We start from the raw sequence: 15,038 nt of genomic DNA, 5'->3' as shown, positions 1-15,038 counted from the left end.
CACGGCCGGATGGTTGAAGCCCGGACCCCCCCGAGCTGTCCGGCGATGAGGAACGCCGTCTCCACGACGATCCGGGGAGCTGGTAGCCGTCCTCACCGGAGCGCGATGTCTGTTCCGGCGCGCTCCGGGTGCCGCGATCTCGTTTGCGCTTTCAACTATGGGCGGGGCTCCTTGCGAAGACCTTGCGGCTGGGTGACGGCGGTGACCGGTGGGTTGCGGCAAGGGATCATCGCGATGGCAAGATGGCTCACCATGATCTGGGGACGGAAGGCGTTACGCGTCGCGATCGGGGTCGGGCTCGCCGGCATGTGTTCCGCGAGCGGCACCGTCCTCCCCTCCGTACCGGACGCCGCGCGGGCCCTCCCGCCGCGCTCCGCGACCGTCCCGCCCGGCGCGACTCCGGCGGCCTCCCCGTACGCGGGCTCCCCCTCCCCTTCCCCTGACGCGACTCCCGGCCCGTCGTCCTCGGCGGGGGCGGCGGAGGCAGGGCCGGCTCAGACAGGGGCGCTGCCGAGGCCGGGCGAGGTGGAGCGCGTACGGAAGCGCGCCGGACGGCCCGCGGTGGTGACCGCCGTCCCGACCAGGCGCAAGGTCGTCTTCCTCACCATCGACGACGGCTGGGAGCAGGATCCCGGGTTCGTCGAGCTGGTCAGGCAGCGCGCGGTCCCGATCACCGTGTTCGCCATGCGTGACGCGGTGGAGGCCAGGGGCGTGCCCGACCCCGGCGCCGCCGGCGGGCACTACGTGGGCGCGGGCAAGTGGTCCTACTTCCGCGAGCTGCGCGACCTGGGCGTGCCCATCGAGGACCACACGCTCACCCACCCGAACCTGTGGGGGCTCGGGTACGAGGCGCAGAAGGCCGAGATCTGCGGCTCCGCCAAGGTCATCGCCAAGGAGATCGGGCGCCGCCCCGCGCTCTTCCGGCCGCCGTTCGGCAACTTCAACGACAGCACCCTGCGGGCCGTCAAGGCGTGCGACCTGTCGGCCCTGCTGCTGTGGACGGCCAGCGTCCAGCCGGGCGGCAAGATCTCCTACCAGACGCCCGACAAGAAGCTCCACCCCGGCGACATCCTGCTGCTGCACTTCCGGGCCGATCTGGCCAGGGACTTCCGCGTCCTGCTCGACAAGATCGAACGGCGGGGCTTCGAGCTCGGCAACCTGGACGCCTACCTCAGAGCGGCCGGGATCCTGCCTCCGGCTCCCTCCGGCGGTGTACCCGCGGATCAGCCCGTGGGGTGACGCGCCGGACGCGGCCGGGAGCGGACCATTGGACATGCCGCCGGGGAGACCCGGGGTCCATCCCGGGAGGACGGGGCACGAGCCCCTTGTGACCGGGACACCCCGGCGAGCATTGTCGGTTCCGCGGGGGGACCGGGGTGCCGCGAGTGGGGGCCGGTCGCCGGTGGGCCTGTAGGGGGGACCGCCGGGCCGGTGTGACGAAGATCGCATGACTCGCGGCACCCTCCCGCCTCATTTGCTCTACGCGCTGTAGTACTACTTTAAGTAGAACTACGACGTGTAGAGCTCCTGGCCCGTGAGGGGAACATGGACGCATTGGACCTGGCGCGGTGGCAGTTCGGGGTCACCACCGTGTACCACTTTCTCTTCGTACCCCTGACGATCGGCCTCGGGGTCTTCGTCGCCGGGCTGCAGACGGCCTGGCACCGCACGGGCAAGGAGCACTACCTCAGGCTGACGAAGTTCTTCGGGAAGCTGTTCCTGATCAACTTCGCGATGGGCGTGGTCACGGGCATCGTCCAGGAGTTCCAGTTCGGGATGAACTGGAGTGAGTACTCCACGTTCGTCGGCGACGTGTTCGGGGCGCCGCTGGCGATGGAGGCGCTGCTCGCGTTCTTCCTGGAGTCGACGTTCCTCGGTCTGTGGATCTTCGGCTGGGAGCGGCTGCCCAAGCGGATCCACCTGGCGTGCATCTGGGCCGCCGCCATCGGGTCCAACCTGTCGGCGTACTTCATCCTCGCGGCGAACGCCTGGATGAAGCACCCGGTGGGCTACGAGGTGGTCGACGGGCGGGCCAGGATGACCGACCTGTGGGCCGTGCTGACCAACTCGACGGCCACTGCCCAGGTCCCGCATGTGATCGCGGCGGCCTTCATCGTCGCGGGAGGCTTCGTCATCGCGGTGAGCGGCTACCGGATCCTGCGGGAGCGGCGCCTCGGCGGGGAGGCCACCGTCCCCCTCACCCGGGCGGCGCGTGGGCGGGCCGCCACCCGCGACCCCGCCATGTGGCGGACGAGCCTTCGCGCCGCGCTGGTCATGACGGCGATCGCCGGAGCGGTCGCGGCGGGGAGCGGCGACCTGTCGGGGCAGCTCCTGCGCGAGCAGCAGCCCATGAAGCTGGCCGCCGCCGAGGGGCTGCGCCACGACGTGAACGGGGCGCCGTTCTCGCCCGTGCCGGGCCTGGAGGTGCCGAAGGTGCTCAGCCTGCTGGCAGCCCACGACCCGAACGCCGAGGTCCAGGGCATCGACGACATCCAGAAGCGGTACGAGAGGCAGTTCGGCCCCGGCGACTACCAGCCGAACGTGCCGGTCGTGTTCTGGTCGTTCCGGGTCATGATCGGGTTCGGGGTCACCACCGTGGGGCTGTCGGTCCTCGGGCTCTGGCTGACCCGGCGGCGCCGCTCGACACCGGAGTGGTTCGCCAGGGCCTGCCTGCTGGCGCTCCCGCTGCCCACCCTCGCGATGGTCGCCGGCTGGCTGCTCAGCGAGATCGGGCGGCAGCCCTGGACCGTCCAGGGCGAGCTGCTCACCGCGGCGAGCGTCTCGCCGGGGGTGAGCCTGGGCGAGGTGGCGATCTCCCTGTCGATCTTCACGGTCCTGTACGGGGTGCTGGCGCTGGCCGAGGCGAGGCTGCTGATGCGGCACGTCAAGGCGGGACCCGAGCCCGCCGAGCCATCCGCCGAGCCCCGCCGCCCGGACGACCTGGACACCGAGGCGGCCCGCCTCGCGCCGACCCTGATGTACTAGGAGACCGCCATGGAGCTCACCACCGTCTGGTTCCTGGTCATCGCCTTCCTGTGGACCGGCTACTTCGTGCTCGAAGGCTTCGACTTCGGCGTCGGCGCGCTGCTGCCCGTGCTCTCCCGCGACGAGGGCGAGCGCAAGCAGATGCTCGCGACCATCGGCCCGGTCTGGGACGGCAACGAGGTCTGGCTGATCACGGCCGTGGGCGCCATGTTCGCGGCCTTCCCGGTCTGGTACTCAGGGCTGCTCAGCGGGTTCTACCTGCCGCTGGTCATGGTCCTGATCGGGCTGATCGTGCGGGGCGTGGCCCTCGAATGGCGCGGCAAGGTGACCGCGCGGGAACGCGTCCTGTGCGACGCGGGCATCGTGACCGGCAGCGTGCTGACCGCGTTCCTGTGGGGGGCGATCTTCGGGAACCTGCTGTACGGCACCACCGCGGCGACCGTGCTGGGCGGAGCCCTCTCGCTGGCGCTGGCGGTGCTGCACGGCGCGGTGTTCGTCGCCCTGAAGACGGCGGGGCCGCTCCGCGCCAGGGCACGCCGCGCCGCGCTGGCGGTGGCGGTGGCCGCCCTGCCGATCGCCGTCGTGGCGCTCCCCGGGCTCCCCTCGGCGGGCCAGGCGGGCCCGAACGAGGCGGCCGGCCCGGCTTACCAGGCCGGGAAGGCGGGCGTGGCGCGCGTGATGGGCACGGCGGACGCGGGCTGGACCTCGCATCCGCTGCTGTGGGTGGCGGCCCTGGCCGCCATGACCGCCCTGGCCGCCGCCGTCGCGCTGATCTGGCGCCGCCGTGAGGGCTGGGCGTTCACCGCCACCGCCGCGTCCATCGTGCTGGTCACCGCCACGCTGTTCGGAACGCTGTGGCGGGCGCCGCTGCCGGGCCTCACCGTGGCCGAGGCGGCCTCCGGCCCGTACACGCTCGGCATCCTCACCTGGATCGGGCTGATCGCGCTGCCGTTCGTGCTGGCCTACCAGGGCTGGACGTACTGGGTCTTCCGCAGGCGCGTCACCGCCTGAGCCGCCGGGTGGCCGCGGGCGGCGCCCAGGACGGGCGGGTGCGGGCAGGAGGAGCCGCACCCTCGTCGCTCGAAGGGTCACCAGATCCGCACCGGCATGGCGCGGAAAACTGGCCGTCAGGCCATAGACAGGCCATAGACAGGCCTGAAACGCGGTCACGGCGTGGCGCGGTGCCTCAGGTCGTGCAGGTCGGAGGGCGAGATGGGCATGCGGTCGATGGTGATGCCCTCGGCGTCCTCGATGGCGGAGGCGATGACGGCCGAGACGGGGATCACCCCGGCCTCGCCCGCGCCCTTGATCCCGAGGGGGTTCAGCGGCGACGGCGTCTCAAGGTGAGCCGTCTCGATGAACGGCACCTCCGTGGCGTACGGCATCAGGAAGTCCATGAACGACGCGTTGAGCAGCTGACCATGGTTGTCGTAGACCATGCGCTCGTACAGCGCGCCGCCCACGCCCTGCGCCACTCCCCCGTGGATCTGCCCTTCGACGATCATCGGGTTGATGAGCCTGCCGCAGTCGTGCACGACGGCGTACCGCAGGATGCGGATCTCCGCGGTGTCCGGGTCGGTCTCCACGATGGCCGCGTGCATGCCGGAGGCGAACGTCGAGCGGACGGGCGAGTAGTAGTCGCGCCCCTCCAGCCCCGGCTCCTCCCCCTCGTCCACGGGCGGCCGGTCCATCGGGGCCGCGCCGGAGAACTGGGTGGCCCGCTTGGTCTCCTCGTCGAAGGCGTACCGCAGGGGGTTGGACAGCACGGCCACCGTCGCCAGCGGGATGGACGCCCCGGGGTTGCCGGCCACGCGGACGAGCCCGTCCTCGATCTCCAGGTCGCGGGGATCGGCCTCCAGCGCCTCGGCGGCGATGCGCAGCGCCTTGTCGCGCACCTTGCGGCAGGCCAGGGCGATCGCGTTGCCGCTCATCACGGCGGCACGCGAGGCGAACGTGCCCACCGCGTACCCGAAGCGCCGCGTGTCCCCCGTCACCACCGAGACCTTCTCCAGCGGCACCCCGAGCTCGGTGGCCGCGATCTGCGCGAACACCGTCTCGTGCCCTTGGCCCTGCGAGGTCAGGCCGGTCGAGACGTGCACGCGCCCGTCGGAGGTGACCTGCACGTGGCCGCCCTCGTACGGGCCGACGCCCGTGCCCTCGACGTAGCATCCGAGGCCGATGCCGATGCGGCGCCCCTCCGCCGCCGCCTGCGCCCTCAGCTCCGCGAAGCCGTCCCAGCCGATCAGCTCCTTGATCATCCGCAGCGACTCGGGGTAGTCCCCGCTGTCGTAGATCAGCGGCCGGCCGTCCTGGAAGATCAGGCCCTGGTCGTAGGGGAAGTCGCCGGGCTGGATGAAGTTGGCCGCGCGCACCTCCGTGCGGTCGAGGCCGAGATGGGCCGCGATGCGGTCCATCGTGCGCTCCATGCAGAAGACGCCCTGCGGGCGCCCCGCCCCTCGGTACGGGGTGACCTGCACCGTGTTGGTGTAGATGGAGGAGAACTCCACGCGGTAGGCGCCGATGCGGTACGGCCCCAGAAGCTGGGTGGCGGTGATGATCGGCACGATGATGCCGTACGGCGTGTACGCGCCGTGGTCGTGCATGATCGTGACGTCGAGGCCGAGGACGCGGCCCTGGTCGTCGAAGCCGACGCGCACGTGCTGCACCTGGGCCCGCTCGTGGGCCGAGGAGATGAAGTGCTCGCGCCGGTCCTCGGTCCACTTGACCTCCTGGCCGAGCAGCATCGCCGCCCAGGGGACGAGGACCTCCTCGGGCCAGGGGTGCACGATCTTCACGCCGAACCCGCCGCCCACGTCCGGCGCGATCACCTCCACCGAGGGCAGCGGCAGCCCCAGCTTGGAGGCGATCGCCATGCGGACGCTCGTCGAGGTCTGGGTGGAGGAGTAGACGCGCAGCGACCGGTCGTCGGAGTCCCACCGGGCGTAGACGCCCCGGCCCTCCAGGGGCATGGACGCGCTGCGCTCGAAGTCGAGCCGGAACGACAGCGTGTGCGGCGCCGCGTCGATGGCCTCCGCCGCCCCGAGCCCCCGCTCCGAGGGCACCTCCTGTACGAGGTGGGCGCCGAGGTTGCCGGGAACGTCCTCGTGCACCAGGTGGGTGCCGTGCGCGGCCTCCTCGATGCCGACGACCGGCTTGAGGAACTCGTAGTCCACCTCGATGAGGGCGGCGGCGTCCTCTGCGAGATAGCGGTCGCGCGCCACCACCATGACCACCGGCTCGCCGACGTGCCTGACGATGTCCCTGGCCAGGGGGTAGGCGGTGCGCCCGTGGGTCAGCGCGGGGTGCGGGATCAGCAGGGGCAGCGGGTCGCGCACGCGCTCCGGCAGGTCCTCCCAGGTGTAGATCGCGACCAGGCCGTCCACGTCCACGGCGGCCGACACGTCGATGTCGCGGATGCGGGCGTGCGCGTGCGGCGACCGCACGAACGCGGCGGCGAGCGCCTCCCGCCCGAGGTCGTCGACGTAGCGGCCCTGGCCGGTGATCAGCCGCCGGTCCTCCCTGCGCTGCACCCGCTCGCCGAACAGCTTCGTCGTCACGCTTCATCACCCATCAGCTCGGCCGCGCGGTGGACCGCCTTGACGATGTTCTGGTAGCCGGTGCAGCGGCACAGGTTGCCCGAGATGCCCTCGACCACCTCGTCGTCGGTGGGCGAGGGGTTGTCGCGCAGCAGGGCGGTGGCCGTGCACAGGAAGCCCGGGGTGCAGAAGCCGCACTGCAGCGCGTGGCACTCGGAGAACGCCCGCTGCACCGGCGACAGCGTGCCGTCGGGCGCGCTCAGCCCCTCCACGGTGGTGATCTCGTGGCCGTCCACCGAGACCGCGAAGGTCAGGCACGACCGCACGGGGGCGCCGTCCAGCAGCACCGTGCAGCACCCGCAGACACCGTGCTCGCAGCCGACGTGGGTGCCGGTCAGGCCCAGCTCGCGGCGCAGGCAGTCGGACAGCAGCCGCCGCCCCGGCACCTTGGCCTCGCGCACGACGCCGTTCACGGTCAGCGAGATCTCGTGCAACGCTTCAGTCATTCGAGGACTCCCCCAGCTCGTCGGCGGCCTCCTGGGCGGCGACGCGCAGCGCCCGCTCGGCCAGGACCCCGGTCAGGTGCCGCCGGTAGCCGGCCGTCGCGTGGATGTCGCCGTCCGGGTCGATGCGGTCCTGTACGGCCCGCGCCACGGCGGCCCAGTCGACGGAGGCGGCGGGCCGGTGGGCGCACACCTCCGACAGGTCGAGGAGCACCGGCACCGGGCCGACGCTCACGCACGCGACCCTGGCCGAGGCGATGCGCAGGTCGTCGTCGAGGGTCACCACGGCGGCGGCGCCCGCCATCGCGTAGTCGCCGTGCCTGCGCGCGACCTCGCAGAAGGCGGTGCCGGTGCGGGCGGGCAGGGACGGGAAGAACGCCGAGACCGCCAGCTCGCCCGGCTCCAGCGCCGACTCCATCGGTCCGGTGAAGAACTCGCCCGCCGGGACGTCGCGCTCGGGGGCCCCGTGCCGCGCCAGCCGTACCGACCCGTCGAGGACGGTCAGCACGGCGGGCAGCTCGGCCGAGGGGTCGGCGTGGACGAGGCTGCCGACGATCGTGCCGCGGTTGCGGATCACCGGGTGCGCCACCAGCCTCAGCGCGTCGCGGAGCAGCGGCTGCGCCCGCGCGGCCGCGGAGGACCGCTCCACGGCCGCGTGCCTGGCCAGCGCCCCGACCCGCACTCCGCCCCCCTCCACCGCGATGGTGTCGAGCGAGGCGACCCGGTTGATGTCGATCAGGTGCGACGGGGCGGCGAGCCGCATGTTGAGAAGCGGGATCAGGCTCTGGCCGCCCGCCAGCACCTTGCCGTGGGCCCCGGCCCCGGCGAGGACCTCAAGGGTCTCGCCGAGGTCGCGGGGCGCGTGGTAGTCGAACGCCGAAGGCTTCACGTGCTGCTGTCGCTCCCTTCCACGAGGGCCGGCTCGGGCCCTGACCCGCCCGCGGGCCCGGGCTGACCGGCGATCACGCGGAGCAGGTGGTATCCGCCGAGCACCACGATCGTGCCGAGCGCGATGCCCGCCAGCGAGAAATCCTTGGTGATCTGGTGCGACACCGGCCCGATGGCGAGGATGATGCCCGCTCCGATCGGCACCATGTTCACCGGGTTGGAGAAGTCGACACGGTTCTCGATCCAGATCTTCGCGCCCAGCAGGCCGATCATGCCGTACAGGATGACCGTGATGCCGCCGAGCACGCCGCCCGGCGTGGCGGCGACCAGCGCGCCGAACTTGGGGATCAGGCCGAACAGGATCGCCACCACGGCGGCGATGTAGTAGGCGGCCGTGGAGTAGACCCGGGTCGCCGCCATGACGCCGATGTTCTCGGCGTACGTGGTGGTGGGCGAGCCGCCGACCGCGGTGGCCACGGCCGTGCCGACACCGTCGGCGAAGACCGCGCGGCCCATGTACGGGTCGACGTCGGCGCCGGTCATCTCGCCGACGGCCTTCACGTGCCCGACGTTCTCGGCGATGAGGGCGATGACGGCCGGGAGCACCAGGACGATCGCGGACCCCGCGAACTGCGGCGCGTGGAACTCAGGCAGCCCGAACCAGGGAGCGTCCGCGACCGCCTGGAAGTTCACCCGGGGGTGGGTGTCGACCTTCCCGATGCCGGCGTTGAAGGCCGTGATGTTCCCGAAGGCCTTGTCGGCCAGCCAGGAGAGCACGAAGCCGACCACCAGGCCGACGAGGATGCCGATGCGCCCGATGAACCCCTTGAAGGCCACGATGATGACGAAGGTGACCACCATGGTGATCAGGGCGATCCACTGGTCCTGCGGCCAGTAGACGTCGGACACGACGTAGGCGAGGCCGAACCCGATGAGCATGACCACCGCGCCGGTCACGACGGGCGGGAAGATCTTGTTGATGGCCCGGACGCCCAGGTAGTGGATCGCGACGCCGCACAGCGCGAGCACCACGCCCGCCACCAGGATCGCGCCCGTCACCGTGGCGCTGTCGCCGCCGGCCGCGCGGATCGCGACCACGGCGCCCACGAACGACGCCGACGTGCCCAGGTAGCTCGGGATCCTCCCCTGCACGATCAGCAGGAACAGGATCGTGGCGACGCCCGACATCATGATCGCCAGGTTGGCGTTCAACCCCATCACCAGAGGGAACACGAACGTCGCGCCGAACATGGCGATGACGTGCTGCGCGCCGAACCCGACCATGCGCGGCCAGCTCAGCCGCTCGTCGGGCTTGACCACCTCCCCAGGAGCGAGACCGCGCCCGTCGCCGTGCAACTTCCATCCGAAGGCCATATGAGCCCCTTCACTGACCGGGCCGGGCGGTCGGTGGCCACCCCGCGGGCGGACCTCCTCGGCGTACTGCTATCTGTTCGCGTTGTTGCGGGCACATTAGACCTGTGAAGGGCCGTCCACATGGTAAGGATCTGCCAAACGTGCCCGCCTCAGGAGCAGTCCTCTTGCGCACCGGCACCTCCCTGTCGCCGTTAGCCCGGCTAGATGCCCCGCATGCGCAGCACGTGCAGGGCCAGCGTGAGGTTGAGGCGCAGGTGGGCGTCCTCGGTGAAGTTGCCGAGCATGCGTTCCAGCTTCCCGATGCGGTAGCGCAGCGTGTTGTAGTGGAAGTGCAGGCGGCGGGCGGTCTCCGCCACGTTGAGGTTGGTCTCCAGCAGCACCTGGAGCGTGCGGCGCAGATCGGCGTTCTCGGCGTCCTCGTCGAGCGCCAGCGGCCCGAGCGTCTCCTTCACGAACGCGTGCAACTCGGCGGTGTCGTTGACGAGCGACAGGAGCCGGTAGACGCCGAGCTGGTCGAAGTGGGCGACCGCGCCCGGCCCGTGGAGCTGGCGGCCCACCCTGGCCGCCTTCAGCGCCTGGCCGTAGGCGTCGGGCAACAGCTCGGCCCCCTGCGCGACCCTGCTCATGCCCGTGGAGAAGGTGGCGGGCTGGCAGTCGGCGAAGGCGGCCACGGCGTCCTTGGCCAGCCGGGCCATGTCGACGCCCGACCCGACGATGGCGACCACCTCGTGGGAGAAGCCCGCGACGGCGCCGCGCGGGTCGTGCCGCCGCAGCGCGGTGACCCACGCGGTGAGCAGCCGGTCCGGGGGGATGTCCCACTCGGGGTCGATCTCGGCGACGAGCACGCCGACGGGCCGTTCGAGATCCCACGCGAAGGCGCGGGCGCGGGCGGCCGCCCTCGGCCCGCCCCTGCCGGTGAGGACGTCCCGCAGGAAGTCGGCGCGGTACTTGCTCTCGACGGCGGCGACGGCCTCCTGCCTGGTCACCACGAGGGCCGCCACCGTGGCGGCACGTTCCAGGATTCCGATGTCGCCGTCCTGGATGGCTCCGCCGGGGCTGTGGGCGACGATGCGCCCGTGGTGGTGGCCGCCCGCGACGACGGGGACGACCGTGTAGTCGCCGCCGGAGACCGCGGGGGCGGCGCGCAGCAGCGTGGTGTCGCCGGCGGCTTCGAGCACGTGACCGGCGGGGTCGACGACGGCGACGGCCACGTCGAGAAGCCCCGCCACCTCGGCCACGACCTCGCGCAGCCCGCCGCCGGCCAGCACGATCTGCACGAGCGCCCTGTGCGCCTCCTCGGTGCGGGCGAGCAGCGCGGCCTGCCGGTTGAGGATGTCGGTGAGCACCTGGTTGAGGATGTCGTCGAAGCCGACGTCGTTGGGAAGCAGGATCAGCGGGAAGCCGAGCCGGTCGGCCTGCTCCACCATCTCGGCGGGCAGCTCGTCGACGTACCTGCCGAGCTTGATGCCGAGCGCCGCGAGGCCGCGCTCGTCGAGGTCGGTGACGAGCCGTCCGAGGGACTGCGGCGTGTTCCGGAGGGGGTATCCCGTGGTGAGCAGCAGTTCGTGAGGCTTCACCCACGCGAGGATGTCGGGCACCTCCATGACGTTGAGTCGCTGGACGATGCGGTCGAGGCCGGTCCTGCCGCCGATCAGGCGGGCTCCCGCCAGTGTGGATACGCCGAGGACCTCGCCCACGGACACGCCGTGGATGATGGTGCCCGTGGAGGCCAGTCGCATCGCCGGGGGTGATGGGTCAGCTGTCATGGTGCTGCTCCAGGGTGGAACGCCGTTTCAGAGATTCTGACGGAACACCCTGTCTGTCAACAAGAGCCAACTCCTTGGAGAACTGTTGGCATCTTTCTCCGTACGGCCGATCTCCAGGACCGTTCTACGGTTCCCCCAGACTCGCGGGGAGGCCGAGTGACACTGGGGACGCGTACACGGATCCAACACCGCGCGCCGGGGGATGCGAAAGCGTTCGGCGCGGCGAGCACCGCGCTGCGCCCGGCGCTCGAGTCGCCGCGGCGGCCCGCACGGGTGCTGGCGGTGTTCCCGCTGGGCGTCTACCTGGAGATCCGCACCGACGTCGAGCCGTCCGTCGTGGCGGTCGTCACCGGGGAGGCGACGCGGCTGCCCAACGCCGTCGTGCTGAGCGACCCGCTGCCCGCGACGGCGGCGGGCGACGAGGCCGCGGTCGGCGACGGGTGCATCGAGATCGGCCGCCTGACCGTCCGCGTCCGCCGCTGGTGGGATCCCGCGCCCTCGCTCGGGCCGATCGAGCTCCCGCGCCTGGAGCGGGTGCTCCCTCGGCTCGGCGAGATCTGTCAGGCGTCGCCCCGCAGGCCCGGGCTCGCCGACGGCGGCGCGGGAGCGCTGCTCGCCGAGGGCTGCGCCCGGGGCTCGCTGACGGCGGCCATCACCGCGACCGAGCAGCTCATGGGCCTCGGCCCCGGACTGACACCCAGCGGCGACGACATGCTCGCGGGCGTGCTGGTCGCGCTGCGCCAGGTCGGCAGGGCGGCGGGCGTGGGCAGGGCCGTGTGGCTGGCCGACTGGCTCGCCGCGACCGTGGCGTTCGACGCCCGCACGCGCACCACCCCGATCTCGGCGACGCTGCTCCACTGCGCCGCCCAGGGCCAGGCCTGCGCCGACGCGCTCGCGGTGCTGCGCGGGATCGCCGGCCACCAGCCGCTCGAACCCGCGGTGCACCGCCTGCTCCGGCTCGGCCACACCTCGGGCGCCGACCTCGCCTGGGGCCTGCGAACGGGTGTGTCCGCGGTCGTGGAGCTCGCAGGGAGCTTACGAACGGCCAGGTGAACAACCAGGTAAGCGCTCCCGCGGGGGACGCGGTGAGCGATGATCGACATGTGAGCGGACTTCTTACGAGGGGCGGTGAGCGACCGTTGGCCATGACTACCGATCTGGTGGAGGTACGCGCCGGGGTCTATCACGACTCGGTGAGCCTGATGCGGATCAGCCAGGCGCTGAGCTCCCGCCCGGGCGTCACCGTCGCGGTGGTGGCCATGGCGACCGAGCTGAACCTCGGGCTGGCCAGGGAGGCCGGGTTCGAGATACCCGAGACCGGGCCGTCCGACCTGCTGGTCGCCATCCGGGCCGAGTCGGACGCGGCGCTGAAGGACGGGGCTGAGGAGCTCGACCGGCAGTTCGCCGCCCTGGCCAGGGGCGGAGGGCCGGGCGGCGCCCGCGCCGAGAGCCCTCCTCGTACGACCCGGGCGGCAGCGCGGGCGTGGGACGCCTCGCTGGCGCTGGTGTCGGTGCCCGGCGAGCACGCCTTCGCCGAGGCGATGGACGCGATCGACGCCGGGCTGTCGGTGATGATCTTCAGTGACAACATCCCGGTCGAGCAGGAGGTCCTGCTCAAGGAGCGCGCGAGCGAGCGGGGCGTGCTCGTGATGGGCCCCGACTGCGGCACGGCGGTCGTCGGCGGGGCCGGGCTGGGGTTCGCCAACGTCCTGCGCCCGGGGCGCGTGGGCGTGGTGGCCGCCTCGGGCACCGGCGCCCAGCAGGTGACCTGCCTGCTCGACCACGCGGGCGCCGGGGTGAGCCACGTCCTGGGTGTGGGCGGCAGGGATCTGTCGGCGGCGGTGGGCGGGCGGTCCACGCTGGTGGCCCTCGCGGCCCTGGACGCCGACCCGGCCACCGAGCTGATCGTCCTGATCTCCAAGCCGCCCGCCCCCGAGGTCGCGGAGGTCGTGCGCCGGGCCATCGATGGGCTCGCGACGCCGGTCGTCACCGCCCTGCTCGGGCCCGGGCAGGGCGACCTGACCTCGGCGGCCGAGAAGGCCCTCCGCACCCTCGGCCTGCCGGTGCCCGAATGGCCCTCGTGGACCGTCCCGCAGGAGGGCAGGCCGTCGGCCGGCCTGTGCGGGCTGTACTCCGGCGGCACGCTGTGCACCGAGGCGCGCATCATCGCGGGCACCGGCGAGTTCACCGACTTCGGCGACGACGAGTACACCCGGGGCCGCGCCCATCCGATGATCGATCCGACCCTGCGCCTGGAGGCGCTCGGGCGGGCCTCCGGCGTCGTGCTGCTCGACGTGGTGCTCGGCCACGCCGCCGAGCCCGACCCCGCGGCCCGGCTGGCACCCGCGGTCAGCGAGGCGTGCGAGCGGGGCGCGTCCGTGGTGGTGTCCCTGGTCGGCACGGAGTCCGACCCGCAGGGCCTGCGCCGGCAGGCGGACGCCCTGGTCGAGGCCGGGGCCTCGGTGTTCACCTCCAACGCGGCCGCCGCCAGGCACGCCGCGAGCCTGATCGGGAGTGCCCTGTGAGGTTGTCCATGCTCGACGGCGAGCCCCGCGTGATCACCGCCGGCGCCGCCGTGCTCGCCGAAGCGCTCGACCAGCAGGCCGTGCCGCGCTTCGGGGTCGACTGGCGGCCCCCGCTCCCGGGCACCTCCGGGGCCCTGGCCAAGGTGCTCGCCGACCCGCGCAGGCAGCGCGCCAACGAGGTCGCCGTCGGCCGGCTGCTCTCGGCCCGCCCCCAGCTCGTCGGGGTGAAGCCCGCGCGCGACGTGCTCGACCTACCCGAGCGCACCTTCTTCCACGCCGGGCCCCCCATCGACTGGGAGCGTGCCTCGGGGCCGATGCGCGGAGCGCTGATCGGCGCCGCGATCTTCGAGGGTCTCGCGTCCGACGCCGAGGAGGCCGAGCGCCTGCTGGTCTCCGGGAGCGTGAAGCTCGACTCCTGCCACCACCACCGCACCGTCGGGCCGATGGCCGGGGTGGTGAGCCCGTCGATGTGGATGTTCGAGGTCGTCGACGGCGAGCACGGCGGCACCGCGTACTGCTCGCTCAACGAGGGGCTGGGCAAGGTGCTGCGGTACGGCGCCTACGGGCCCGACGTCGTCGAGCGGCTGCGCTGGATGGGCGAGGTGCTCGGGCCGGTGCTCGCGGGGGCGCTGGCCGTGAGCGGCCCGATCGACCTGCGCTCGCTGATCGCCCAGGCGCTCCAGATGGGCGACGAGCTACACAACCGTAACCGCGCGGCCACCTCCCTCATGGTCCGCGAGATCGCCCCGGCGATCGTGGAGGCCTCGCCCGAGCACGCCGCCGCCGTTCTGCGGTTCATCAACGGCAACGATCATTTCTTCCTGAACGCGGGAATGGCGGCGGGGAAGGTCAGCGCCGACGCCGCCAGGGACGTTCCCGGGTCCTCGCTCGTGGTCGCCATGGCGCGCAACGGCACCGATTTCGGCATCCAGGTCTCCGGGCTCGGCGACCGGTGGTTCACCGGCCCCGCCGGGGTTCCCGACGGCCTCTACCTGGGCGCCTACGGGCCGGACGACGCCAACCCCGACATCGGCGACTCCACGATCACCGAGACGTCCGGTCTGGGCGGGTTCGCCATGGCCGCCGCGCCGGCGATCGTGCGTTTCGTCGGGGGCGACGTGTCGGACGCGATCGCCGCCACCCGGTCCATGTACGAGATCACGCTGGCGGAGCACCCGGCGTACCAGATTCCCGGGCTCGGCTTCAGGGGCACTCCCACGGGCATCGACATCGCGCTGATCGCGAGGACGGGGCAGCTCCCGGTCGTCAACACCGGCATCGCGGGCCGCGTGGCGGGAACCGGGCAGGTCGGCGCGGGTCTGGTCAGCCCGCCGGCCGAAGCGTTCACCTCGGCTCTGGCCGCGCTCGCCGATACGTAAAAGATGACCGAATTCCCATTGACCCGGCTTTGACCCTAATATCAGTGGCCAGCCTCACCGTCTTGACGACGCACATGATCCA

11 protein-coding genes are annotated in these 15,038 nt (G+C 72.3%); 6 read left to right on the top strand and 5 right to left on the bottom strand.

Annotated features, from left to right (window positions below):
• Positions 1 to 234: 234 nt before the first annotated feature.
• The 3 genes from OG589_RS05235 (at position 235) to cydB (ending at position 3,996) form a co-directional block, all read left to right on the top strand.
• On the top strand, positions 235 to 1,239 hold the full coding sequence (locus OG589_RS05235) for a polysaccharide deacetylase family protein (RefSeq protein ID WP_405146648.1): 1,005 nt from the start codon (positions 235 to 237) through the stop codon (positions 1,237 to 1,239).
• A 306-nt stretch (positions 1,240 to 1,545) separates the two neighbouring features.
• The gene (locus tag OG589_RS05230) at positions 1,546 to 2,985 is read left to right on the top strand and encodes a cytochrome ubiquinol oxidase subunit I (protein WP_405146646.1); all 1,440 of its coding nucleotides are present in this window, start codon (positions 1,546 to 1,548) and stop codon (positions 2,983 to 2,985) included.
• A gap of 9 nt (positions 2,986 to 2,994) precedes the next feature.
• Complete coding sequence (gene cydB / locus OG589_RS05225; protein ID WP_405146644.1) at positions 2,995 to 3,996, top strand: cytochrome d ubiquinol oxidase subunit II; 1,002 nt, start codon at positions 2,995 to 2,997, stop codon at positions 3,994 to 3,996.
• Between the two features lie 155 nt (positions 3,997 to 4,151).
• On the opposite strand, the gene cutA is transcribed toward cydB, so the two are convergent.
• From cutA to OG589_RS05200, 5 genes are all read right to left on the bottom strand, one after another.
• The gene (gene cutA, locus OG589_RS05220) at positions 4,152 to 6,542 is read right to left on the bottom strand and encodes an aerobic carbon-monoxide dehydrogenase large subunit (protein ID WP_405146642.1); all 2,391 of its coding nucleotides are present in this window, start codon (positions 6,540 to 6,542) and stop codon (positions 4,152 to 4,154) included.
• On the bottom strand, positions 6,539 to 7,027 hold the full coding sequence (locus OG589_RS05215; RefSeq protein ID WP_405146640.1) for a (2Fe-2S)-binding protein: 489 nt from the start codon (positions 7,025 to 7,027) through the stop codon (positions 6,539 to 6,541). Before OG589_RS05215 ends, cutA begins: the two co-directional genes overlap by 4 nt.
• Entirely contained in the window at positions 7,020 to 7,913 is an 894-nt protein-coding gene (locus tag OG589_RS05210; RefSeq protein ID WP_405146638.1) for an FAD binding domain-containing protein, read from the bottom strand. Before OG589_RS05210 ends, OG589_RS05215 begins: the two co-directional genes overlap by 8 nt.
• The gene (locus OG589_RS05205; protein ID WP_405146636.1) at positions 7,910 to 9,286 is read right to left on the bottom strand and encodes a uracil-xanthine permease family protein; all 1,377 of its coding nucleotides are present in this window, start codon (positions 9,284 to 9,286) and stop codon (positions 7,910 to 7,912) included. The genes OG589_RS05210 and OG589_RS05205 overlap by 4 nt, the downstream gene beginning before the upstream one ends.
• 200 nt (positions 9,287 to 9,486) lie before the next feature.
• The gene (locus OG589_RS05200; protein ID WP_405146634.1) at positions 9,487 to 11,052 is read right to left on the bottom strand and encodes a PucR family transcriptional regulator; all 1,566 of its coding nucleotides are present in this window, start codon (positions 11,050 to 11,052) and stop codon (positions 9,487 to 9,489) included.
• A 156-nt stretch (positions 11,053 to 11,208) separates the two neighbouring features.
• On the opposite strand from OG589_RS05200, the gene OG589_RS05195 reads away from it, so the two are divergent.
• From OG589_RS05195 to OG589_RS05185, 3 genes are all read left to right on the top strand, one after another.
• Positions 11,209 to 12,105, top strand: coding sequence for a DUF2877 domain-containing protein (locus tag OG589_RS05195; RefSeq protein ID WP_405146632.1), 897 nt, complete (start codon positions 11,209 to 11,211; stop codon positions 12,103 to 12,105).
• Positions 12,106 to 12,197: 92 nt separating this feature from the next.
• Positions 12,198 to 13,577, top strand: a complete 1,380-nt coding sequence (locus OG589_RS05190) for an FdrA family protein (RefSeq protein ID WP_405146630.1) — start codon at positions 12,198 to 12,200, stop codon at positions 13,575 to 13,577.
• The gene (locus OG589_RS05185) at positions 13,574 to 14,956 is read left to right on the top strand and encodes a DUF1116 domain-containing protein (RefSeq protein WP_405146628.1); all 1,383 of its coding nucleotides are present in this window, start codon (positions 13,574 to 13,576) and stop codon (positions 14,954 to 14,956) included. Before OG589_RS05190 ends, OG589_RS05185 begins: the two co-directional genes overlap by 4 nt.
• The last annotated feature ends 82 nt before the right edge of the window (positions 14,957 to 15,038 follow it).

The organism is Sphaerisporangium sp. NBC_01403 (assembly GCF_045040145.1).
GTDB classification, from domain to species: domain Bacteria; phylum Actinomycetota; class Actinomycetes; order Streptosporangiales; family Streptosporangiaceae; genus Sphaerisporangium; species Sphaerisporangium viridialbum.
Note: the sequence above shows the minus strand (reverse complement) of the source record. Positions and strands in the feature narration are given on the sequence as shown.